The organism is Burkholderia sp. S171 (assembly GCF_009766085.1).
Taxonomy (GTDB): Bacteria; Pseudomonadota; Gammaproteobacteria; order Burkholderiales; family Burkholderiaceae; genus Caballeronia.
Genome location: NZ_LMUF01000010.1, coordinates 295,144 through 315,015, shown reverse-complemented (window position 1 = coordinate 315,015; position 19,872 = coordinate 295,144). Strand labels below are relative to the sequence as shown.

Below are 19,872 nucleotides of genomic sequence, written 5' to 3'. Positions count from 1 at the left end.
TTTTAACCGCACTACCCTAAGTGTCCACAGCGTGCAGTTCCCATTCATAGGTGCCCCAAAAGCACGGTGCTCGCCAGAGCTTCGGATGTGTGAAACCCTCCTTCTCCGAACACGGGTTCTGACTCGCTTCGCCACCAGTGACTGAACCTGCCCATGGTTCACCCCGCGCTATCCGCGGATAACCTCCCTGCAAATTTGTTTGTACAACGAATTACTAAGAATAGAAACTGTAAAAAGCGGCAAATTTGTCCTTGGCTATCGTTCAGGAAAACGATAGTGCGGAACGCTCCTTTAACCCATTAAGAAAGTCGCCGCAAACGTGCGTGGGGCTGTTCGGGTTCCTTGGCAAGGGTGCTTGCCCGAGAGCACTGGTGGCAAAGCGTGTCTATGTCAGGATTCGCGGGAAGGAGGGGTTCAAACATCCGTGGCTCTGGCGAGCACCGTGCTTTTGGGGCACCCATGAATGGGAACTGCACGCTGTGGACACTTAGGGTAGCGTGTTTTAAAAGCGTTTTCTTTGCTTCGTTTCTTTGTCGCTTTGGACAAAGAAATGACGTGCCGCCACGCACAGTGGCTAAAAGTGATAAAGAGAAAATCCGACTCACGCAGACCGCTAAGGCCGAAAGCACCAACCCGGCACTGACCCCGACCACTAACCTTAGAACCCAGCACCCCGGGATAGACCCCACCCCGACTATGAATCCATCATCTCGCGCACTGCAGCAAAACCCGCCCAACATTCGCCACTGCGCGACCATCTCCGCCTTACCGCACCGCACAACTCCCCGCGTACCACGCAAAAACCCTTGACTAATACTGTGTATAGAATATTGTATATCACAGTGACAGCACTTCACCCGGTGCCATGAGGGCAGAAGCACAGAAGCGGAGCAAACCAGCCCACCATGACCGGAGCAATACGAAACAGAACGAATCCGCAACACTAAAAACCCGCCACGACCAAAGCGCACCACAAGTACCACGATATAAAACCTACTAAAGGTTAGGAGACAGGCATGAGCAAAGCCCTCGACGGGGTGCGTATCCTCGATTTCACGCACGTTCAATCGGGCCCGACCTGCACGCAATTACTTGCATGGTTCGGCGCCGATGTCATCAAGGTCGAGCGCGCCGGCGCAGGCGACGTCACGCGTGACCAACTGCGCGATATCCCCGACGCCGACAGTCTTTACTTCACCATGCTGAACCACAACAAACGTTCGATCACCATCGATACGAAAAACCCGGACGGCAAGAAGGTCCTCGAGTCGCTCGTGAAGACTTGCGACGTGCTGGTCGAGAATTTCGCCCCCGGCGCACTCGACCGCATGGGCTTCACATGGGAACACATCCAGGAGCTGAACCCGAGGATGATCGTGGCATCGGTGAAAGGCTTCGGCCCCGGCCCGTACGAAGACTGCAAGGTCTACGAGAACGTCGCACAGTGCGTGGGCGGCGCAGCATCGACCACAGGTTTCGACGACGGCCCGCCGGTCGTCAGCGGCGCGCAAATCGGTGACTCAGGCACGGGCCTGCATCTCGCGCTCGGCATTGTCACCGCGCTCTACCAACGCAACGCCACCGGCCGCGGCCAGAAGGTGCTCGCCGCCATGCAGGACGGCGTGCTCAACCTGTGCCGCGTGAAGCTGCGCGATCAGCAACGGCTTGAACGCACCGGCACGATGAAGGAATACCCGCAGTACCCGAACGGCACGTTCGGCGAGGCCGTGCCGCGCGCCGGCAACGCATCGGGCGGCGGGCAGCCGGGCTGGATCCTGAAGTGCAAAGGCTGGGAAACTGATCCGAACGCGTACATCTACTTCATCACGCAAGCGCCGGTCTGGGGTGAGATCTGCAAGGTGATCGGCAAGGAAGAATGGATCGATCATCCCGACTTCCGTACGCCCGCCGCGCGGCTTCCGCACCTCAAGGGCATCTTCGCCGAGATCGAACAGTGGACGATGACCAAGACCAAGTTCGAAGCCATGGAGATCCTGAACCAGCACGACATTCCGTGCGGCCCGATCCTCTCGATGAAGGAAATAGCCGAAGACCCGTCGCTGCGCAAGACCGGCACGATTGTCGAAGTGGACCATCCGGTGCGTGGCAAATACCTCACCGTAGGCAACCCGATCAAGCTCTCCGATAGCCCCACGGACGTCGTGCGTTCACCTCTCCTGGGCGAGCATACCGACGAAGTGATGGCGGAACTCGGGTACTCGCCCGATCAGGTCGCGACGTTGCGAAGCCTCGGGGCGATCTAGATAACGGGCGCACTAAGGTCGCGCTCGCGTTGCTACTTGCAGGCGGGCATCGCTGCGGGTTACGGCCGCCGTTCTTAAACGGCAGCACCACTTCTTCAGGGCTTTCAACGTGGCTAACTGGATACGTTTTTCCCGCGCCGATGGCGCGGTGGGCTTCGGCACGCTGTCGGAAGACGGCAGGCGCGTGACGCAGTACGAGGGTTCTCCCTTCGACATCGACATCGTTAGCACAGAGCCAAGCGGCGAGGAGTTGGACATAGAAGCGCTCACGCTGCTGGCACCCTGCCAGCCGGGCAAGATCGTCGCGCTCTGGAACAATTTCTACGCGCTATCGAAGAAGCTCGATAAAGCGCCGCCTAAACATCCGTTGTTCCTGATCAAGCCTGCACGGACGGTGATCGGCACACGTGATGCCATACGCCGGCCCGTCAGCTACGACGGCAAGATCGCTTACGAAGGCGAGCTGGGCATCGTGATCGGACGGCGCTGCTCGTCGGTATCGGCGGAAGAAGCCGAGGCCGCGATCTTCGGCTACACGTGCGTCAACGACGTCACCGCCGGCGAACTTCTTCAAGAGGATCCGAACTTTCCGCAATGGTGCCGGGCGAAGGGATTCGATACATTCGGGTGCATCGGACCCACGATCGCAACCGGATTCGACTGGCGTGCGGCGCGCGTGATCACCACGCTCGATGGCGTCGAGCGGCAGAACTATCCGATCGACGACATGATCTTCACGCCCGCCGAACAGGTCAGCCTGATCTCGCACGACATGACGCTCGAACCCGGCGATGTCATCGCCTGCGGCACGTCGCTCGGTATCGGTTCGATCAAGGATGGCGCCGAGGTGTGTGTCTCGATCGAAGGTATCGGGACCCTGGTCAATCGCTTGCTCTGATGCGGAGACATCAATGCTCGACGGTGCGTTATGTGCGTTCGCGGTAATGGCATCGATGCAGAGCCTGAAGGCGCCGGGCGCAGTCTCGCCCACGCGGCGGCAGGCATTGCGCGATGCAACCGGCGTGGGGGCGGCGGTGATCGTGGCTTACGGCATGGCGACGGGCTTCGACTCGATGCTCGTCGCGCTCGCCATCGCGGCGTTCGCGATGCTGACGCCACGACTAGGCCGGACCACGCCCGCATCGATGCAAAGTGCGCTGGCGCTGGCCGCGCTTGCGTCGGCATCAGCAGATCGTGTGCTCGGCTTTGACCCGGGTTCGTCGCTTGAATTGACAGCGCTCGGCGGCATCGCGGCGATTGCGTTTGCGTTCGTGTTGGGCCGCGTGCGCTTCCGGGTATCGAATGCAAAACTAACTAGCGCGATGCACTTCGCCTGCGCCGCGTTGTGCACGGTCATTGCCTATACCGCTGGGTTCGAAGGCGGCGCGGTGGCGGTGGTGATCATCGGGGCGATGGTCGCGTTGATCGGCGCTTACCTTGCAATGGCGATGGCCGATCGCGCGTATCCGGTTTTTATCGCTGCGTTGAACGGCTATGCCGCATGTTCGGTTGTCGCGGCCGGCGTCGGGCTGTCAAACGGCGCGCTGGTGGTGACCGGTGTGGCGCTCGTACTCGGATGCGTGGCGACGTGTACGAGTGTCAGGCCGTCGGGTGTGCGCATCGAGAAGTAGGGCCGCGAGTCTATGCTGCGGGGTATCGAAATAGCGTGCTTCGGCGCGCTATTTGCGTTTTGAAGCCGAAGTTTTGTTGCGCCGAAGGGAGGACTCGGCATCAAGGCGTTGAGCAGGGAGCGAAGGGCACGAGCGTGCCGCTACGATGAAGGCGCGTTACCATAGCGACTCGTCGGCAGATGCCGTGGCCGAGCCCGGTAACGTTCATATCCTCCGAGTTTCTTTAGCCCTCAGTCCACAAGCCGCCATAGCCGATGATCGACGAAACAAGCAGAACCGCGGCACAGGCAGCGCCTGTTCATGCATCGCGCACTCGCCGGCACACGCTTGTGCTGGCCGCGGGTTTGTCATTCGGGAGCGCGATCGCGCTTGGCCTCACGCGCTTCTCCTACGCACTTCTGCTGCCCGCTATGAAGGCCGATCTCGGCTGGAGCTTCGCGCAAGCCGGCGCGATGAACACCGCCAATGCGCTGGGTTACCTGCTGGGCGCGCTTGCATTTCCGTTTGCATCGCGTCGATGGCCTGTGGGTCTGTGTTTCATCGCGGGATGTGTCTTGACGGCGGCGTTGATGACCCTCGGCGGCCTGGTTTCCGATACCCATGCATTGCTCGCGCAACGGGTCGTCACCGGTATCAGCAGTGCGTTGATTTTCGTCGGCGGCGGGGTGCTGGCAGCGCGTCTCGCATCGGCCCATCCACGCGATGCAGGCTTGGTCCTCGGGCTCTTTTACGGCGGTGCGGGCAGCGGGATAGTCGTCGCGGCATTGCTGGTGCCCATAACCACGTTTAGCGGTCTGCATGGCTGGCAATGGGCCTGGTTCGCGTTGGCCGCGGCTTGCGCGTTGGCGTCCATCGCAGCAATTGCCGCCGCTCGCAGGATCGAGCACAGCGAACCAGCGCCGGCGGTTCTTGCTGCACACGCTGCTTCGCCAGTGCGCCCAGCCCCTTTGCCCTGGCGCCATTTCGGTTTCATGCTGGCCGCTTACGCGCTGTTCGGCGTGGGTTATATCGGCTACATGACCTTTCTTATCGCACTGCTTCGCGCAGCCGGCATGAGCGCAACAGTAGTGACCGCGTTCTATGTGCTGCTCGGTCTGGCGACCATTGTCTCGGCCCGGCTCTGGTCGGGGTTACTCAACCGCATGAGCGGCGGGCAGGCGCTGGCGGTGTTCAACGCGGTTCTTGCGTTTGCTACCGTGATGCCCGCACTGTTCACGCAACCGGCGGTGGCATTCGTATCGGGCGCGTTATTCGGCGCGACGTTTTTATCGGCGGTGGCATCGACCACGGCATTTGTCCGGCACAATCTTCCAGCCACGCAATGGACTCGCGGAATCGGTGCATTTACGATCGTGTTCGCTGTGGGGCAGATTGTTGGGCCAGTGGTCATTGGCTGGATCTCGGATGGTGCCGGTCTCGCTCGCGGGCTCATGTATTCATCGATCCTCCTTGCCGCAGGCGCTGTTCTCGCGATGTTGCAGAAGCCATTGCGCGTTTGAGTGCGGTATGCGGGCTTTCCGTTGATCGGAGGCCCGGACTTGATTAGTACTGAGCAGAGCTTAGTTGTCTACCGCGCATGAAAAATCGCTCAGAACCCACAAGGTAATGAGCGATTTTTTGAATCCCTAGGCTAAGCGATCAAGCCGCGGCACGATCGATCAAGTCTTAGTGACCAAAGTAGATTGAGTGCTGATCGTCGCCGGAAGCCGGCGTGACGGGAACGTGTAAGCCTGAAGCTGATGTACCGCTGGTCGAAGGACCATACGCTTGTGATTCAACCCCGTTCGATGCATCAACGCGTTGCTGCGCTTCCTGCAGCGCTTGCGGATAGTAGTTGTCGTTCGTCGCCGGACTGTAGCCGGCCTTTTCTAACTGGGTCAACTGCGCGCGAACTTCCGCACGCGTCACGGGTGCGTTGTTGTCCTGAGCGAATGCGAATGAAGGAGCTGCAAGCGCAGAGGTTATAAGCAGGGCAGGGAGAAATAGCTTGGGTAACTTGGCTGACTTGGTCATGATGAAACCTCCAGAGTTTGTTTTCGATTTCGGAAGACGGTGAGACTGAGTGCCCGTGTCTGCATGCGCTTCTGATGAAAACAAGTCTAGGCCGCCTATTGCCGGTTTTAAACGATAGTTTCGGCGAAAGATATTTGCCGTTTCGGCAACAACGGGCGCGTGTCCCAAGGGTGGTGCATACGTGTTGGCCCTATTTCGGTAACAAATCGTCCTTCTTGTGATGGACCGTGCGTACGCATTCGATTCCAGCACGAACGCCTCGTTGGCGAGACGGCCGTCGAACGCAACCGGACGCGACGAAATCACCGCTGCCGCGCCGAGCTTGCTCAACGCATCAAGTGCTTGCTCATGCAGCGCGATGCTACGTTGCGCAGCGTCCGCATCGAAGCTTGCATGCTCCGCGAGCCACGGGCCGAACGGCATTTCGTTGGTGACGAGAATGTCGGGGCGGGCACTTTCGACGGAGCGGCGGATGGCATCGCATGCCGGCCCGGCCGGTTGCAATCCTTCGGGCTACTATAAATACGCAATGCGAGCAGTTGTCGTGACGAAGTAGTCGTTATCACCAAGCGAGGTTACTGGGACGTGCGAAAGTGCTCGACCAGGAAGTCGATAAACGCACGCATACGCGCGGGTTGATTGCGGCGGCTTGGATAGTAGACAAACAAGTCCGCGGGCGGCAGCAGGAATTCCGGCAGCACGACTTTCAGCCGGCCGCTTTCCAGGTACTTCGCGAGGTCCCATTCTGAGCGGATCGAGATACCATGTCCATCGAGCGCCCATCCAAGCACGATGTCGCCGTCGTTACTCGAGAGGCCGCCGTGCACCTTGACCGACACCGTCTCGCCTTCGCGCGTGAAACGCCAGACCCCGTAAGCGTCGTCGTTTTGCCGGTGAAGGATAGTCCGGTGGCGAGCGAGATCGGCAAGCGCCGTGGGGTTGCCATGCCGCTGCAGATACGCAGGCGATGCGCACAGGAAGCGCCGGTTCGACATGATGCGGCGCGCGTTGAGCCGCGTATCGGGTAACGCGCCGAAACGGATAGCGAGATCGAAACCCTGCTCGACAATATCCACCGGTCGATCCGTCACATCCAGTTGAACCTCGACCTGCGGATAGCGCTGCACGAACGCGGAGACGAGCGGCGAGATGGTCGTGCGGCCGAAACCGAGAGAGGCATTCACGCGCAATATGCCGCGGGGTGCTTCGCGGCTGCGCGAGACTGCATCTTCCATTTCACTGACGGCGGCAAGAATACGCGTAGCGTGCCGCAGATACGTGTCGCCCTCGTCAGTAAGGCTCGCGCTGCGCGTGGTGCGGTTGACGAGCCTGACGCCCAGCCGCTGTTCCATCAGCGCGAGCCGCCGGGTGGCTGCGGGTGGCGTCAGATCGAGCGCACGCGCAGCCGCCGACAAGCTGCCAAGGCGCGCCAGTTGGACAAAAAACTCGAGATCGGAGGTGACGTCATTCTTCATTTAAACTGAATAATCATATGTGTACCGTTGAAGTGTAACGCGGCTGCGCGCGCGTAAGCTTCGTTATCAGCTTATGCGTTCCCACGTATTCCTCGGCACACAGGAGACAGTCACATGAAAATCGTCGAAATCCGCGAGCAAACCATTCCGATCAGTTCATCCATTCGGAATGCGTATATCGACTTCAGCAAGATGACCCTGAGTCTCGTTGCCGTCATCACCGACGTCATTCGCGACGGCAAGCCCGTCGTAGGCTACGGCTTCAATTCGAACGGGCGTTACGGCCAAGGCAAGCTGATGCGCGAACGTTTTATCCCGCGCGTGCTGGAAGCCGAGCCAGATTCGTTGCTCGACACGTCGGGCAACAACCTCGACCCGCACAAGATCTGGGACACGATGTTCACGAACGAAAAGCCCGGCGGCCACGGCGAGCGCTCGGTTGCCATCGGCACGATCGACATGGCGGTTTGGGATGCGGTCGCGAAGATCGAAGGCAAGCCTCTGTTCCAGTTGCTGGCAGAACGTTATGGCAACGGCACGCCGGATCGGGACGTGTTTGTCTATGCAGCGGGAGGTTATTACTATCCGGGCCAGGATTTCGGCAAGCTGAAAGACGAGATGCGCAGCTATATTGACCGCGGTTATACGGTGGTCAAGAAAAAGATAGGCGGCGGTTCCCTTGACGACGACCTGCACCGGATAGACGCGGTGCTGTCCGTGCTGCAGGATGGTCAAAAGCTTGCCGTGGATGCAAACGGCCGCTTCGACCTGGACACAGCCATTCAATATGCAAAGGCGCTCTCGCAATACGACCTGTTCTGGTATGAAGAGGCGGGCGACCCCCTCGATTTCGAACTGCAGGCCACGCTGAGAAATTACTACGACAAGCCAATGGCGACCGGTGAGAATTTGTTCTCGATGCAGGATGCGCGTAACCTGATCCGCTATGGCGGCATGCGGGCCGACCGCGACTATCTGCAATTCGACTGTGCGCTGAGCTATGGGCTGGTCGAATATTTGCGCACGCTCGACATGTTGCACCAGCACGGCTGGTCCCGTTCACGCTGCATTCCTCACGGCGGCCACCAGATGTCGTTGAACATTGCAGCGGGTCTCGGCCTGGGCGGCAACGAGTCTTATCCGGATCTGTTCCAGCCATTTGGCGGCTTTCCGGACGGCGTGAAAGTGCATAACGGCTATGTGAGCTTGCCGGATCTTCCCGGCATCGGCTTTGAAGGCAAGAGCGATTTGTATGTCCACATGCAGGCTTTGTCGTCGTAAGGGTTTCTTCTCTTCACCGTCACATGCCTTAGCTATTTTCTAGCCTTTGGCGTGGCGTCGCCCGATGTATTCATACGCTATTCGGTGCAGTCCCTAAGCGCCGGCTGACAGGAATATTGCAATGCAAAAAACTAGCGAGCTGACCGGCCGCGATCTCCTTCGCGATCCCCGTCTTAACAAAGGCTCTGCCTTTACCGAAGCCGAACGGCGTCAATACCATCTTGAAGGGTTGCTGCCGCCGGGCAGCAGTTCATTGGAATTGCAGGTCGCGCGTACGCACACGGAACTGGCCAATCTCGACAACGACTTGCAAAAATATCTTCTGTTGTCCGATCTTCAGGCCCGCAACGAGACCTTGTTCTACGCCACGATCATGTCCGATCCGGCGACGTTCATGCCGCTCGTCTATACACCGACAGTCGGCGAGGCATGCCAGAAATTCAACCATATCTTCCGTGCAACGCGGGGCATGTATGTGCCCATATCGGCACGGGGAAGGGTGAAAGAGCTGCTGCAAAACTGGCCGGAAGAGGACGTTCGCTTCATCGTGGTGACGGATGGCGAACGCATTCTCGGACTAGGCGACCTGGGTGTCGGCGGGATGGGCATTCCTATTGGCAAGCTCTCGCTCTACACGGCCTGCGCAGGTGTGCCACCCCAATACTGCTTGCCGGTGACGCTGGACGTGGGCACGAATAACCGCGACCTGCTCGACGATCCTCTGTATCTCGGCCTGCGTCAGGAGCGTGTTCGGGGCGACGAATACCATGCATTCGTGAACGAGTTTGTCGAAGCCGCGCTGGAGCTGCATCCGAAATGCTGCATCCAGTGGGAAGACTTCGCCAACTTCAATGCCGTGCCGCTGCTGGCGCGATACAAGGACAAGATCTGCACCTATAACGACGACATCCAGGGCACGGCCGCCGTCGCGCTGGCGGGTATTTTCGCCGCGCTTCACATCTCGAAGCAAAAGCTCGTCGACCAGCGGTTCCTGTTTTTGGGCGGCGGCTCCGCCGGGACCGGCATTGCCGAGTTGATCAGCCAGGCGATGGTGCTGGAAGGCTTGAGTATCGACGAAGCACGGGCGCGCAATGCGCTCTTCGACGTGAACGGGTTGATGGTGAAATCGCGTCAGGACCTGGCCGACTTCCAGAAGCCTTTCGCCGTGGATCATGCCCCCGTGAACACGTTTGCTGACGCAGTGAAGGCACTGAAACCGACGGGCATCATTGGTGTCAGTACCGTGCCGAAGCTGTTCAACCAGCAGGTGATCGAGGCCATGGCGGAGATCAACGAGCGCCCGATCATCTTCCCGTATTCCAACCCGACCTCGCGCTCCGAGTGCACGGCCGAGGAAGCGTACCGGTGGTCCTCCGGCCGCGCGATTTTCGCGAGCGGCAGTCCGTTCCCGCCGGTGGAAATAGAAGGGCGCACGTTCGTGCCCGGGCAAGGGAACAACGTCTATATTTTCCCCGCGCTGGGCATGGCCGTGTTCGCCACCCAGGCGACTCGCGTCACGGACGAAATGTTTATTGTCGCGGCGAAAGCAGTGGCCGAGCAGGTCTCCGAAGCCAGTCTTGCAACCGGCCTGATCTATCCGCCGCAGAGCAAGATTTTCGAGGCCTCGCTCCACGTGGCCGTGCGCGTGGCCGAGTGTATTTTCGATAATCAACTGGCGCGCGTGCCAAGGCCGGACGACATCACCGCGCTGATCCGCGGATGCGCCTATAAGCCGGCATACGCGCTCTGAGCGGGTCGTGCGTTCGATTTGCTCAAGCCGGATTGTGCCGAGGTTGGAACAACTTGAACGCTCTCGGCACGCTTGGGCCGGAAATTCCGGCCCAAGCGGTTTTGCTCTGCCTTCAGGGCGCTGATACGCTAGGCGAGCGCGGCCCGGATCCGGTCGATCGCTGGTATCTCCGGCGCGTTCTCGCCAAGCCGTTCACGAGGGCACCACGGGTACGGTAGGGCGTCGGCCCATCGCAAGATCGGCTCGACTGTGTCCTGCGGCAACGTCGTCATCTCTTCTATCGTGATACGAAGTTGGCGGACCTGTCCGGAATGCTCGGCCGCCAGCCAGCCGTATCGGCCGAAACCGGCACGCGCCAGACCGGTGCTTTTCTCAGACATACAGACAAGCCAGTCGCAGCTAAACGCCAGACCCTCTGCGGGCGGGGCGCCAATGCAGAACGTGTAGACGTTCTCATAGCGCTGGGCAAACTCGCTCACCAGAACAGTCGAAATATCTTTCGCGCCTTTGACCGTGGCCGGGAATGAGATTTCCGAGGTATTCACTTGCATCGTCAGTTCGGCATCGGCGGTAAATGCCTCGGAGATCAAAAACGGCCGATTGCCGTCCTTCGCCCGAATATAGGTTTCGATGGATTTTTGCAGGGTGATCATGGGCAGTTCATTGACTATGCTGACAGGATAGGAACGGGTGCGGGGCCGAGTCTATCGCTGCCTGGCGCGTGCAGGGGCGGTATCCCTGCGGGCTGAGCGGGCATGCGGCCCGTGTTTTATCGCGGTCTTGCGCGCCCGGAAATTCAGGCGGGCTTTCTCATTGCGCCGTGTGGAAAAAAGCCGGGCTTGGGATAATTGCTTCCTCGAAAGCCAGTTTTCGCGTAGATTTGCGACCGCGAAACAATTGTTACCCGGTAAAAGTAAGAGGAAACCATTCATGACCATTGCCCGGCGAATCCGCGAAGTGTCCAAGTTGACCGGCGAGTTCCTGCTGCGTTCAGGCACGCGCAGCAACACCTACTTCGACAAATATCGCTTCGAGTCCGATCCCGTCTTGCTAAAAGCGATTGCGGAAGCGATGGTGCCCCTGATCCCCCCAGGCACTGAAATATTGGGCGGTCTCGAGATGGGCGGCATTCCGATCGTGACCATGCTCAGCCAGGTGACCGGCTTGCCGGCTGCGTATATCCGCAAGGAAGCGAAAGAGTACGGCACGTGCAAGTACGCAGAAGGCGCCGATCTGGCCGGACGCAAGCTTGTGCTGGTCGAGGACATTGTGTCGAGCGGCGGCGCGATCTCCGACGCGGTGACTAAACTGCGCGCCGACGGCGTGCCCGTCTCGCTGACGCTGTGCGTGATCGACCGTGAAAGCGGCGGAAAGGAAATGCTGGCGGGAATCGGGATTGAATTGAAATCCCTCTATACTTTCTCGCAGATAGAAGCCGGGCAGTAAGGCTTGCTTTGCGCTGATTTCGTGTAGATTTTGTGCCGATTCTGTATGCGCTTGGCACCCTGAGCACGCCACCCTGAGTCTCCATCCTTGAGCGCCCGAGCATGCAGCTTCTCGATCACGTTTCTATCGGTGTTCCCGATCTCGACGTAGCCCGGCATTTTTACGACGCGATCATGAGCGCGCTCGGGGCAGCGAAGGTGTATGACTTGCCTCACGCGCTTGGATACGGCGAACGGTGCACACCGCAGGATGCTGGGTCGACCTATTTAGCGGTGTACCTGGATCAGGGCCTGATAGGCGACAACAAACGGCACTGGTGTTTCAAGGCCGCCTCCCGTGCGCAGGTCGACGCGTTCCACGCGGCTGGCCAAGTCGCCGGGGGAAGTTCGGACGGCCTCCCAGGCTTACGATCCGACTACCACCCAGGTTATTACGCCGCCTTCCTCTATGATCCGGCGGGCAATCGCGTTGAAGCGGTTTGTCACCTTGACGGCTGATGGCCGCTTTGTTTTAAGTCTCCGCTCAAGCCTTTACTAAGCGTCTGAGTCTCCCGCAAACACAGTTGTATGCGCGGGAGAGATCGTCGATGGTGATGGCTTGTTCGAGGCTCTTGGCGATGAGGGTTTTACGCTGCCACTGCAGTACGAGAATCCGCGTTGCACCCAAATATAAATAATCATTAGCATGACAAAATTATTTGTTTCGCGCGAGGGGAATCTTTCGTACGCCAATCAAACAGCTAGTGTCCTTCTCGCCGCCGTCGTCAGAACGGCAAGCAAGTGCCAGTATGGCTATTGAGTTTGGTCGGTATCCGTCGAGGCCTGCTGGTGCCGATGCCCGTGGCCTCGTCCGGTCGCGGCCGGGGCGCTGGCCTGAACGGGCGGTGCGGGCGGATGGTTGATGTACTGGAAGTTTTGTGCGATGACCGAGTTGGCGGTGTCCTGACTGGACTGTGCGTAAGCAGAAGAAACGAACAACAGACAGACGACGCCCGGAGCAAACAAGAAACGGTTCATGTGGGACTCGGTTGTATTGATCAGCTCATGGTTTTCAGTCGCACGTTCCGGTCGGATAGAACTAGAAAGCTTGCCGAAAAGTGCGGCCGCTGATCCAACTCGTGAACGTGATCAAAGCGAGATCAAAACGTAGAGAAAAAAACGGCCCACCCATGAGGGCGGGCCAAGCTGCAGTCACTTGCATCACTCACAACCGCGTCCTGGGAGAAGACGCATATCGAGTGTATGCCGCGCTTGCGGCGAATGCGTTGCAAGACCGCTTACATGCGTTACACGGCATGACAAGAGGCCATCGAAAGTAGCAGGAACAAGCCTTGCATAATGTGGCCAGACTGCATGCCGAAACCTGGCGTGCAGCGTGATCGATGAACGGCACATGGCGTCCGGATAGCCCGGATAGATTACAAAACTCCAACATGGAACCTGTATTCGACGAAAGCATTGACCAAGCTGAACCGATCTTAAGTTCCGGATCTTGATTCACGCTTGCTTCGCGTAAACCCCAGCGTTTTTGGCACAAAAAATTGCGAAAAGTTTGTTATCCAATTCGTTTTCGAGCCGTTAACAAGGGGAATAGGCGGGCAACCATCGACTGGCGGGAAGTTCCTGGAACACATGATCAATGACATCGTCAACCGTGAATGTCGGGGTTAAGGCGTGTTGTTGAACGTCCGCCGATGTCGGCGTCTGTACCGCCTGTGCACGAACAATTCGCTCTGTGAAGCCAATTCACTTTTTTACTGCCTCACCCCTATGGAAAACACCATGAAGAAAATTGCCATCACCCTTGCTCTCGCTGCAACGACGTTTTGCGCTATCGCCCCGGCCTACGCTGCGCCGTATCATCACCATCGCGAGTGCCACAAAGTGAAGGTGCATCATCATTGGGAAAATCGCTGCCATTGATTACGGGGAGCTTTCCGGCTGATCGATGTGCGGGCTTGGCATCGATAGCCGGTTAAATCCGCGACATCAACCGAGAGATCGTCAAGATCTTGGGCATCGCGATTAAGCAGCATTTGAAAAAGCCGTTCCGCATTTCGCCGGAACGGCTTTTTCGCATCCGGCATTTCACAGCGCGACGGGTATCGTGACGCGGTTGCATTGCAAGAACAGCCTTGACGGGTAAGCGCGTGCAAGAGAAAGAAAGATCATCGCAGGCCGGCTTGGAACGCATAGAATAATTGCATGATGAATAGGTGCCGGGGTGTGCACCAATAAATGGGAACAACCAGGCAGATCGAAAGGTGGGACGTGCATGCAAAGCATTGACTGATTGCATGGGTAATTGCGGCTTTAGGGAAAAACCAGTTTCCACAAGCGGGAAAGTCGATCAGCGAAGTGCAAACAGGCGCGGGTCGGCTCGGGTCCGATAAGCGCCAGACAATAGCGACTTAGTAGCGCCTTAGCGTTGGAAGCCTTCGAATGTTAAAAAAACCGACTATTTTCTTTCGGCTAAGAGCGGCATTAGCGCGCCATCCGAATGCAATAGGTCTAGGCAGCATCGCTTTCTCGGTGATCGTACTCGGGTTCGCCCTCGCTGTTCTCGTGGAAGCGCGTCAGGACGCCACCGCCCGGGCTATCGAGAATGCGGACAACCTGGCGCGCGTCATTGAACATGACATCACCTACACCTCCCAACTCACGGACCTCTCTATCCAGGCGGCCGTGGACGGCGCGCAAGACGCAGATGTCATGCGGCTGCCGGACCGCCTGAGGCGGGAACTCCTCTTCGACAGATCCGCCACCGCTAGCCAGTACATAGGCTCGTTGCTGTGCCTTGATTCGAGGGGAAAGATCATTGTCGATTCCACCAGCGTGGTTCCACGCAGCGTGGATCTGGCCGATCGCACCTGGTTCACCGTTCATCGCGACAATCCGGCACTGGGGCTGTTCGTCAGCCGTCCCCTGCAGTCGCGCCTCAATCCCGGCGAAGTCGATCTCATGTTCAGCCGGCGCGTGAACCATCCTGATGGCTCGTTCGCCGGCGTGGTCGTGGCGGCCTTCCGGCTCGACTACTTCCAGAACCTGCTGTCGGGCGTCCAGCTTGGTCCCGGGGGTGCCATTACCCTCTTGCAGGATGACGGCCATGTGATCCTACGTTATCCGAATGATGGGAGCCCGGTCGACGAGAACTTCAGCGGAAGAAAAAACTTCGAGCGGTTCAGGCAAACCCATGAGACGTCGTTCATCGACACCTCGGGACGCGACGGAGTGGAGCGGCTGTACAATTTTCGCAGGTTCGACAAGCTGAAAATGATCGTGATCATTGCGCCTGCGACCCGTTACGTGTTTGCAGACTGGACGAGCCGGGCGTGGTACATCGGCATTGTCACCGCGCTGTTGATTGTCGGTATGTTGTTTGCCGCGCAGCTGCTCTCCGTGGAATTCCGGCACAGGCTGGAAGTCGAACAACAGTTGCGCGACATGACGCGTATCGACGGGCTGACGGGCCTGAGCAACCGGCGCAGCCTGGACGATCGCCTTATGCTCGAATGGCACCGCTCGAAACGATCAGGCAAACCGTTGGCGCTCCTGTTCGTGGATATCGACCGGTTTAAACGCTACAACGACACGTACGGTCATCAGGCGGGTGACGATGCGTTGACCGCCGTGGCGCAGGCGATCGCGCGTAACAGCCAGCGGCCAGGCGATATCGCGGCGCGCTTTGGAGGCGAGGAGTTTGTCGTCGTGCTGCCGGAGACGGACGGTGCGGCTGCAGCTACGGTGGCAGCCGCTATCCACGCGGCTGTGCGCGGACTGGCTATCGAACACAACGGCAGCGAGCATGGGGTTATCACGGTAAGCATCGGCGTGGCGTGTACCGACACCGAGGAGGTAACCGACGCGCTCGCGCTGATCAAGGTGGCAGACCAGGCCGTGTATCGCGCGAAGGCGTCAGGCAGAAATCAAACCAGCATGGCCGAGCCATTCGGCGGAGCGGCCGTTACGTCCTAGGCCGGATTTCAAAGCCCGCGGCTTGATGCAAGGCGTGCATCGGCGTGACTTTTACTGATGCGTGAGCATAGGCTGATAGTGACGAGGACACGCCCCGGCATTCGATCAGCGGGTTCCGATCGAAGAGGCCAGGGCGGTGATGGTGTCCTTACGTTGCTGTGCCTTGGTTGCCATCCCTTACTTGCTCGCGGCAACATCCTTTCAAACGCACGCTCTCAGGCCGCGCCGGTGACCGGGGTTTTATCACGCGTTGACGTGACATGCTGTCTGGCCGCCTCGTTGCAATGAGCGAGCGCGCGCACGGCAAGGGAAAACGCTACCTGGGTGTCGTGAGCGACGGCGCTACGGTCATCGTCGAAGAGCTTGGCTGCGTGGCGCAAATGCTGCGCTGCTTGTCCATGCAGTTCCGCGGCTGCCGCGTGATGCTGCGCTGCGGTGGTGCTGTGTTCAGCGGACCCTGTTGGCGGTGGTAATACGGTCGACGCGCCCGCGTTGTGTTTGACGACGTTGTTGGCTTCGTCTATGGCGTGAAGCGCATAACCATGTGCCATGACCGCTTGATGGGCGGCGTGGTCGTAGTCCTTGCCTGCTCCGAAATGGTGTGACGCCTCGCGATGAAATCGCGCGGCCTGCTCGTGATGCGACGCTGCGGCTTCGAGATGTCCCTTTTTACTTTGTTTTGTGTTCATGGCTGCTCCTCCTGTACACCGTGTCCGACTTCGACGTTTGACCCGTCGCATGATCCACGCAACAGGCCGGAACCTATCCAATGAATTTACGCTTCTTCGGTTCCCGGAGGTTTTTTTTCGGCAACGGCAACGGCAGCGGCCGTGGTTGACGGCGAACGGCGGCCGGCGGCCGGTGGGGTCCGTACATGTTGTTGCGCCCACAAGTCGCTGGACGCTCGCCGAAGCGGAGCAGCGCCTGGCACCGGCGTTAATTGATTGCGCGCGCGGAATCAGCAATTCGATCCGTACGCAGGGATAGATTTTTCGTTCGCACTGCTCCAACAGAACCCGTTGGCCGGGTGCGAACGAAACCTGCGAAAGTGCGCCTTCTTCAATACCCCGGCGGCGGAGGCGGCGGCATCCCGGGCGGCGGGGGCGGAGGCGGCGGTTGCGTCGAATAAACGCCTTGCGGTGCCGGTGCGCTCATCATTCGCCCGCGCATTGGCACGCGGTTGCCGTTCGCATACATGCACTGCAGATACGCGTAGTCATAGCGTCGCTGCACGTCGTACGCCGAACCTTGCGCGTTGGACGCACCAAACAGGCTGCCGCCCAGCAGACCGGCGCCGGCGCCGATTGCTGCGCCCGAACCACCGCCGAACGCCGCTCCTGCCGCGGCGCCTATCGCGGTACCGACCACCGCACTGCCCACGGCGCTATTGGTCGTGGACTGATTAGCCTGGTCGCCCCCCACCTGTCCATACGCAAACTGACGACAAGAACCGTCATCCGCGCGGAACTGGTCAAACGTCTTGCCAGTACCAGGAAGGGCCATCACGCTCGGTCCCTGGGGCACCACGGCGCACCCGCCAAGAATGCCCAGCGAAACCCCCATCGAAACGAGTAATACAAGTCTTGGATACTTCATGACGCTTTGATCTTCCGTTCAAGGATTACTGAGAGTTGCCTGGCTGGGGCGCCACGGGACGCCAGCCCGCCGGGCATTCCTTCACATACGGGTAATACGCTTTCGATGCCTCGCAGTAGTACCAGGAACCGCGCTGCTGTCCGGAGGCATCGGCTGATGGCCCCGGGTCCTGCGCTGGTCCCTGTTCGACATAGTCGACCGGTGGCGCCGGTACAGCTACGACCGGCGCGTAAGGGTAGTAGTAAGGAACGGGCGCGACCGGATAGTAATAAGGTACTCCCACCCCCACACCCACGAAAACACGTGCAGCATTCGCCGGTCCGCAAATACAGGCTGCGGCGACTGCCACCGCTGCCAGCGGCAAGCAAGAATTCAGGCGTTTCACGACATTTCTCCCAACCTGGTTTGACGACACGCTCCCCGGCTTTCTTACCGCAAGCAGATTCCGGACCGTCTCGCGAGTCCGCTGCATTAAAGGAGCACAACTGAACGCTAATTCAGTTGACCACGAAGTGCCATTACAGACGTTACGCGCCATTTTTCCGATCGTTACAAGACTGCAGTTATCGCACTTGTTTGCAAGAATATAGACAGCATTAAGTAATATGTTTGACGACAACTATTCGGAAAATCGGCGACATATCGGGTGACCGTAAGTGGGGTGAAGACATCTGCCCTAAGCGTTCCTGTGGCATGGCTCCTACAAATGAAAACGATCACCTCGTCCGATAATTCCGCACGCGAAACGGTTTTTACATGAGACGCCTATTCGTCTGCAGACACAAGGGCCGGCATGTGTGGATGTTTGATCGCGCGGTCGCCCGAGCGAACGTGGATGGAGGAGGAGATGTTGATGCAGCAGAACCGATCGCCGTGAGGGGCGGTGGCTAGGGTCGGAGCGCAACCAACGAAGCGGCGAGGCCGAATACAAAGCGGGTGCGCAGGAGCGGTTCGGGTGGCGCCATGACGCTAACCATCGCAGCGGCCCGCGAACAAGTGAACCGCTGACCACCGGTGTCAAGCCACGCGGTCCCGCCTATTGCCGCGTTCCCGCCTTGATCGCTTCGGCGAACCGCTTGATGTAGACAGGCGATGCATCGCTGATTGCCCAATACACCATGCCGTCCTGATGCCACTCGACCAGCGAATAGCCATCGTCGGATTGCGTGACAAGAGGCGTGGACGAATGCGCGTTTTTGCCATGATCTTCAGGGAAGACATACAAGTCGATCGGATGCTTCAGATACTGGTAGATCATGACGGCAACAGGACGATGGTCTACATAATCGAGCCGTCCGCCAACCAGCGGAAAGCCTTGAGCCTTCGGATCGACCACAGGCGGCGCATAGTCAATGCGCCCGTTGAACCAGGGCTTGACCGTATGCTGGTCGCTCGACAGCACATCCATCGTGCGCGCCGAGATCAGCGCCCGTACATGGCTTGAGACGATCTCCTGCTGCAGATCACCGCCGCGGGGCGGCGGTTGAGTCCAGAGCAGCGTCATGAAGACCAGCGAGCACAAGCCGATTCCCGCAATTCCTCCGCCGATGAATGGCAGCCCTGCCATGCGCCACGACCAGCTCCGAGGCGACGGACTTTTCCTGGCTGTTTCTGCTTTCAACCGGGCTTGCACCTGCACGCGCAAGGATTCCGGAGCGCGTTCGTAAAGCGAACCGTCGCGCAGTTTCTCAGCGAGCGATGAGTTGGATTTAGTTTCCACGCTTGGACTCCTCCGGACCGGCGGGTGGTGTTTTGACCAGGCGGATCGCCTGCTGTTCCGGCCCGCCCTGGGCCGCCCGTACAGCCGCGCACAACAGGCGGCGCGCGCGCGAAAGCCGTGACATGACCGTCCCCATGGGTATCCCCGCCACGGCCGCTACGTCCTTGTAGCTCATGTCTTCAAGTTCACGCAACACGATCACCTCACGATATTCAACCGGCAACGTAGCCAACGCCCGATGCACGAGCTCAGTCTCGTCTTGACGCACCGCCAGCTTCTCCGGATCTTCACCGCTTTCGTCGGCCCAGCCGGGAAGCTGATCGTCGACATTGAGCGAGTCGTCGTAGGGCGTGGAATCGGCGCGGTTATGTTGCCTGCGCCACTCGGTGAACCACGTGTTGCGCACGATCGCCAGCAGCCAGGCGCGCGGATTGTCGCCCTCGTAGCCATCGAAGAAACGAAAGGCTCTCAGGAAGGCTTCCTGCACGACGTCGTCGGCGTCCGTGGGACTGCCGCTCAACCAGCGGGCAAGGTTATACGCCGCGTCCAGATGCGGAAGCATCAGCGCATCGAAGCGATTCGGCGAGTGCTTCGCCATCGGTACTCTCCCTGGCAAACGGTGTTACCGCGGAACGTGCTGAACGTGCAGAACGTGCGCCACGCACGGACGTGCATGGCGGGTCGCCGGACTGCCTGCAACACCGCAACTCAAGACGCCGGCT

Annotated in this window: 19 protein-coding genes and 1 pseudogene; 11 read left to right on the top strand and 9 right to left on the bottom strand. The window is 59.2% G+C overall.

The annotated features are described in order from the left end of the window. Positions 1-1,016: 1,016 nt before the first annotated feature. From frc to GSQ93_RS07095, 4 genes are all read left to right on the top strand, one after another. Positions 1,017-2,264, top strand: coding sequence for a formyl-CoA transferase (frc, locus tag GSQ93_RS07110; protein ID WP_158934913.1), 1,248 nt, complete (start codon positions 1,017-1,019; stop codon positions 2,262-2,264). Positions 2,265-2,373: 109 nt separating this feature from the next. After that, complete coding sequence (locus tag GSQ93_RS07105; RefSeq protein ID WP_158934912.1) at positions 2,374-3,162, top strand: fumarylacetoacetate hydrolase family protein; 789 nt, start codon at positions 2,374-2,376, stop codon at positions 3,160-3,162. A gap of 13 nt (positions 3,163-3,175) precedes the next feature. Continuing rightward, positions 3,176-3,895, top strand: coding sequence for a hypothetical protein (locus tag GSQ93_RS07100; protein WP_158934911.1), 720 nt, complete (start codon positions 3,176-3,178; stop codon positions 3,893-3,895). 254 nt (positions 3,896-4,149) lie between these two features. Continuing rightward, entirely contained in the window at positions 4,150-5,394 is a 1,245-nt protein-coding gene (locus GSQ93_RS07095; RefSeq protein ID WP_158934910.1) for a YbfB/YjiJ family MFS transporter, read from the top strand. A gap of 166 nt (positions 5,395-5,560) precedes the next feature. Here the strand turns inward: GSQ93_RS07095 and GSQ93_RS38650 are convergent, their stop codons facing one another. Next, positions 5,561-6,238, bottom strand: coding sequence for a DUF4148 domain-containing protein (locus GSQ93_RS38650; RefSeq protein WP_367889738.1), 678 nt, complete (start codon positions 6,236-6,238; stop codon positions 5,561-5,563). Positions 6,239-6,483: 245 nt separating this feature from the next. Further along, positions 6,484-7,383: a LysR substrate-binding domain-containing protein gene (locus GSQ93_RS07085; protein ID WP_158934909.1), complete on the bottom strand. Its 900-nt coding sequence runs from the start codon at positions 7,381-7,383 to the stop codon at positions 6,484-6,486. Positions 7,384-7,497: 114 nt separating this feature from the next. On the opposite strand from GSQ93_RS07085, the gene GSQ93_RS07080 reads away from it, so the two are divergent. Beyond that, the gene (locus GSQ93_RS07080; protein ID WP_158934908.1) at positions 7,498-8,664 is read left to right on the top strand and encodes a mandelate racemase/muconate lactonizing enzyme family protein; all 1,167 of its coding nucleotides are present in this window, start codon (positions 7,498-7,500) and stop codon (positions 8,662-8,664) included. A gap of 121 nt (positions 8,665-8,785) precedes the next feature. Continuing rightward, positions 8,786-10,414 (top strand): NAD-dependent malic enzyme, encoded by a 1,629-nt coding sequence (locus GSQ93_RS07075; RefSeq protein WP_158934907.1) that lies wholly within the window; start codon positions 8,786-8,788, stop codon positions 10,412-10,414. Between the two features lie 128 nt (positions 10,415-10,542). Here the strand turns inward: GSQ93_RS07075 and GSQ93_RS07070 are convergent, their stop codons facing one another. Next, a complete protein-coding gene (locus GSQ93_RS07070; protein ID WP_158934906.1) occupies positions 10,543-11,067 on the bottom strand; it encodes a hypothetical protein in 525 nt (174 codons plus the stop codon). Between the two features lie 277 nt (positions 11,068-11,344). Between GSQ93_RS07070 and pyrE the strand changes: the two genes are divergently transcribed. Both pyrE and GSQ93_RS07060 read left to right on the top strand, forming a co-directional pair. Continuing rightward, the gene (gene pyrE, locus GSQ93_RS07065; RefSeq protein WP_158934905.1) at positions 11,345-11,860 is read left to right on the top strand and encodes an orotate phosphoribosyltransferase; all 516 of its coding nucleotides are present in this window, start codon (positions 11,345-11,347) and stop codon (positions 11,858-11,860) included. Between the two features lie 101 nt (positions 11,861-11,961). Then, positions 11,962-12,357: a VOC family protein gene (locus GSQ93_RS07060; protein WP_158934904.1), complete on the top strand. Its 396-nt coding sequence runs from the start codon at positions 11,962-11,964 to the stop codon at positions 12,355-12,357. A 294-nt stretch (positions 12,358-12,651) separates the two neighbouring features. Here the strand turns inward: GSQ93_RS07060 and GSQ93_RS07055 are convergent, their stop codons facing one another. After that, positions 12,652-12,876, bottom strand: a complete 225-nt coding sequence (locus tag GSQ93_RS07055; protein ID WP_158934903.1) for a hypothetical protein — start codon at positions 12,874-12,876, stop codon at positions 12,652-12,654. 765 nt (positions 12,877-13,641) lie between these two features. Between GSQ93_RS07055 and GSQ93_RS37590 the strand changes: the two genes are divergently transcribed. Then, positions 13,642-13,782, top strand: coding sequence for a hypothetical protein (locus GSQ93_RS37590; protein WP_174254585.1), 141 nt, complete (start codon positions 13,642-13,644; stop codon positions 13,780-13,782). A 519-nt stretch (positions 13,783-14,301) separates the two neighbouring features. Further along, a complete protein-coding gene (locus GSQ93_RS07050) occupies positions 14,302-15,834 on the top strand; it encodes a GGDEF domain-containing protein (RefSeq protein WP_158934902.1) in 1,533 nt (510 codons plus the stop codon). A gap of 215 nt (positions 15,835-16,049) precedes the next feature. Here the strand turns inward: GSQ93_RS07050 and GSQ93_RS07045 are convergent, their stop codons facing one another. Beyond that, the gene (locus GSQ93_RS07045; protein ID WP_158934901.1) at positions 16,050-16,523 is read right to left on the bottom strand and encodes a hypothetical protein; all 474 of its coding nucleotides are present in this window, start codon (positions 16,521-16,523) and stop codon (positions 16,050-16,052) included. Between the two features lie 166 nt (positions 16,524-16,689). Here GSQ93_RS07045 and GSQ93_RS38015 point away from each other — a divergent pair. Further along, positions 16,690-16,821: pseudogene (locus GSQ93_RS38015) on the top strand (IclR family transcriptional regulator); the annotation flags it as partial. A gap of 72 nt (positions 16,822-16,893) precedes the next feature. Here the strand turns inward: GSQ93_RS38015 and GSQ93_RS07035 are convergent. The 4 genes from GSQ93_RS07035 to GSQ93_RS07020 form a co-directional block, all read right to left on the bottom strand. Further along, positions 16,894-17,430: a YMGG-like glycine zipper-containing protein gene (locus GSQ93_RS07035; RefSeq protein WP_158934900.1), complete on the bottom strand. Its 537-nt coding sequence runs from the start codon at positions 17,428-17,430 to the stop codon at positions 16,894-16,896. A 25-nt stretch (positions 17,431-17,455) separates the two neighbouring features. Beyond that, the gene (locus tag GSQ93_RS07030; RefSeq protein ID WP_158935014.1) at positions 17,456-17,806 is read right to left on the bottom strand and encodes a hypothetical protein; all 351 of its coding nucleotides are present in this window, start codon (positions 17,804-17,806) and stop codon (positions 17,456-17,458) included. 660 nt (positions 17,807-18,466) lie between these two features. Further along, complete coding sequence (locus GSQ93_RS07025; protein ID WP_158934899.1) at positions 18,467-19,150, bottom strand: anti-sigma factor; 684 nt, start codon at positions 19,148-19,150, stop codon at positions 18,467-18,469. Further along, a complete protein-coding gene (locus tag GSQ93_RS07020; RefSeq protein ID WP_158934898.1) occupies positions 19,140-19,748 on the bottom strand; it encodes an RNA polymerase sigma factor in 609 nt (202 codons plus the stop codon). Before GSQ93_RS07020 ends, GSQ93_RS07025 begins: the two co-directional genes overlap by 11 nt. Positions 19,749-19,872 lie beyond the last annotated feature (124 nt).

What these genes read in the sequence shown, in the direction of transcription:
- frc (WP_158934913.1), top strand. Translation starts at nt 1,017, where the DNA reads ATGAGCAAAGCCCTCGACGGGGTGCGTATCCTCGATTTCACGCACGTT.
- GSQ93_RS07100 (WP_158934911.1), top strand. Translation starts at nt 3,176, where the DNA reads ATGCTCGACGGTGCGTTATGTGCGTTCGCGGTAATGGCATCGATGCAG.
- GSQ93_RS07095 (WP_158934910.1), top strand. Translation starts at nt 4,150, where the DNA reads ATGATCGACGAAACAAGCAGAACCGCGGCACAGGCAGCGCCTGTTCAT.
- GSQ93_RS07085 (WP_158934909.1), bottom strand. Translation starts at nt 7,383, where the DNA reads ATGAAGAATGACGTCACCTCCGATCTCGAGTTTTTTGTCCAACTGGCG.
- GSQ93_RS07080 (WP_158934908.1), top strand. Translation starts at nt 7,498, where the DNA reads ATGAAAATCGTCGAAATCCGCGAGCAAACCATTCCGATCAGTTCATCC.
- GSQ93_RS07075 (WP_158934907.1), top strand. Translation starts at nt 8,786, where the DNA reads ATGCAAAAAACTAGCGAGCTGACCGGCCGCGATCTCCTTCGCGATCCC.
- GSQ93_RS07070 (WP_158934906.1), bottom strand. Translation starts at nt 11,067, where the DNA reads ATGATCACCCTGCAAAAATCCATCGAAACCTATATTCGGGCGAAGGAC.
- pyrE (WP_158934905.1), top strand. Translation starts at nt 11,345, where the DNA reads ATGACCATTGCCCGGCGAATCCGCGAAGTGTCCAAGTTGACCGGCGAG.
- GSQ93_RS07060 (WP_158934904.1), top strand. Translation starts at nt 11,962, where the DNA reads ATGCAGCTTCTCGATCACGTTTCTATCGGTGTTCCCGATCTCGACGTA.
- GSQ93_RS07055 (WP_158934903.1), bottom strand. Translation starts at nt 12,876, where the DNA reads ATGAACCGTTTCTTGTTTGCTCCGGGCGTCGTCTGTCTGTTGTTCGTT.
- GSQ93_RS37590 (WP_174254585.1), top strand. Translation starts at nt 13,642, where the DNA reads ATGAAGAAAATTGCCATCACCCTTGCTCTCGCTGCAACGACGTTTTGC.
- GSQ93_RS07050 (WP_158934902.1), top strand. Translation starts at nt 14,302, where the DNA reads ATGTTAAAAAAACCGACTATTTTCTTTCGGCTAAGAGCGGCATTAGCG.
- GSQ93_RS07045 (WP_158934901.1), bottom strand. Translation starts at nt 16,523, where the DNA reads ATGAACACAAAACAAAGTAAAAAGGGACATCTCGAAGCCGCAGCGTCG.
- GSQ93_RS07035 (WP_158934900.1), bottom strand. Translation starts at nt 17,430, where the DNA reads ATGAAGTATCCAAGACTTGTATTACTCGTTTCGATGGGGGTTTCGCTG.
- GSQ93_RS07020 (WP_158934898.1), bottom strand. Translation starts at nt 19,748, where the DNA reads ATGGCGAAGCACTCGCCGAATCGCTTCGATGCGCTGATGCTTCCGCAT.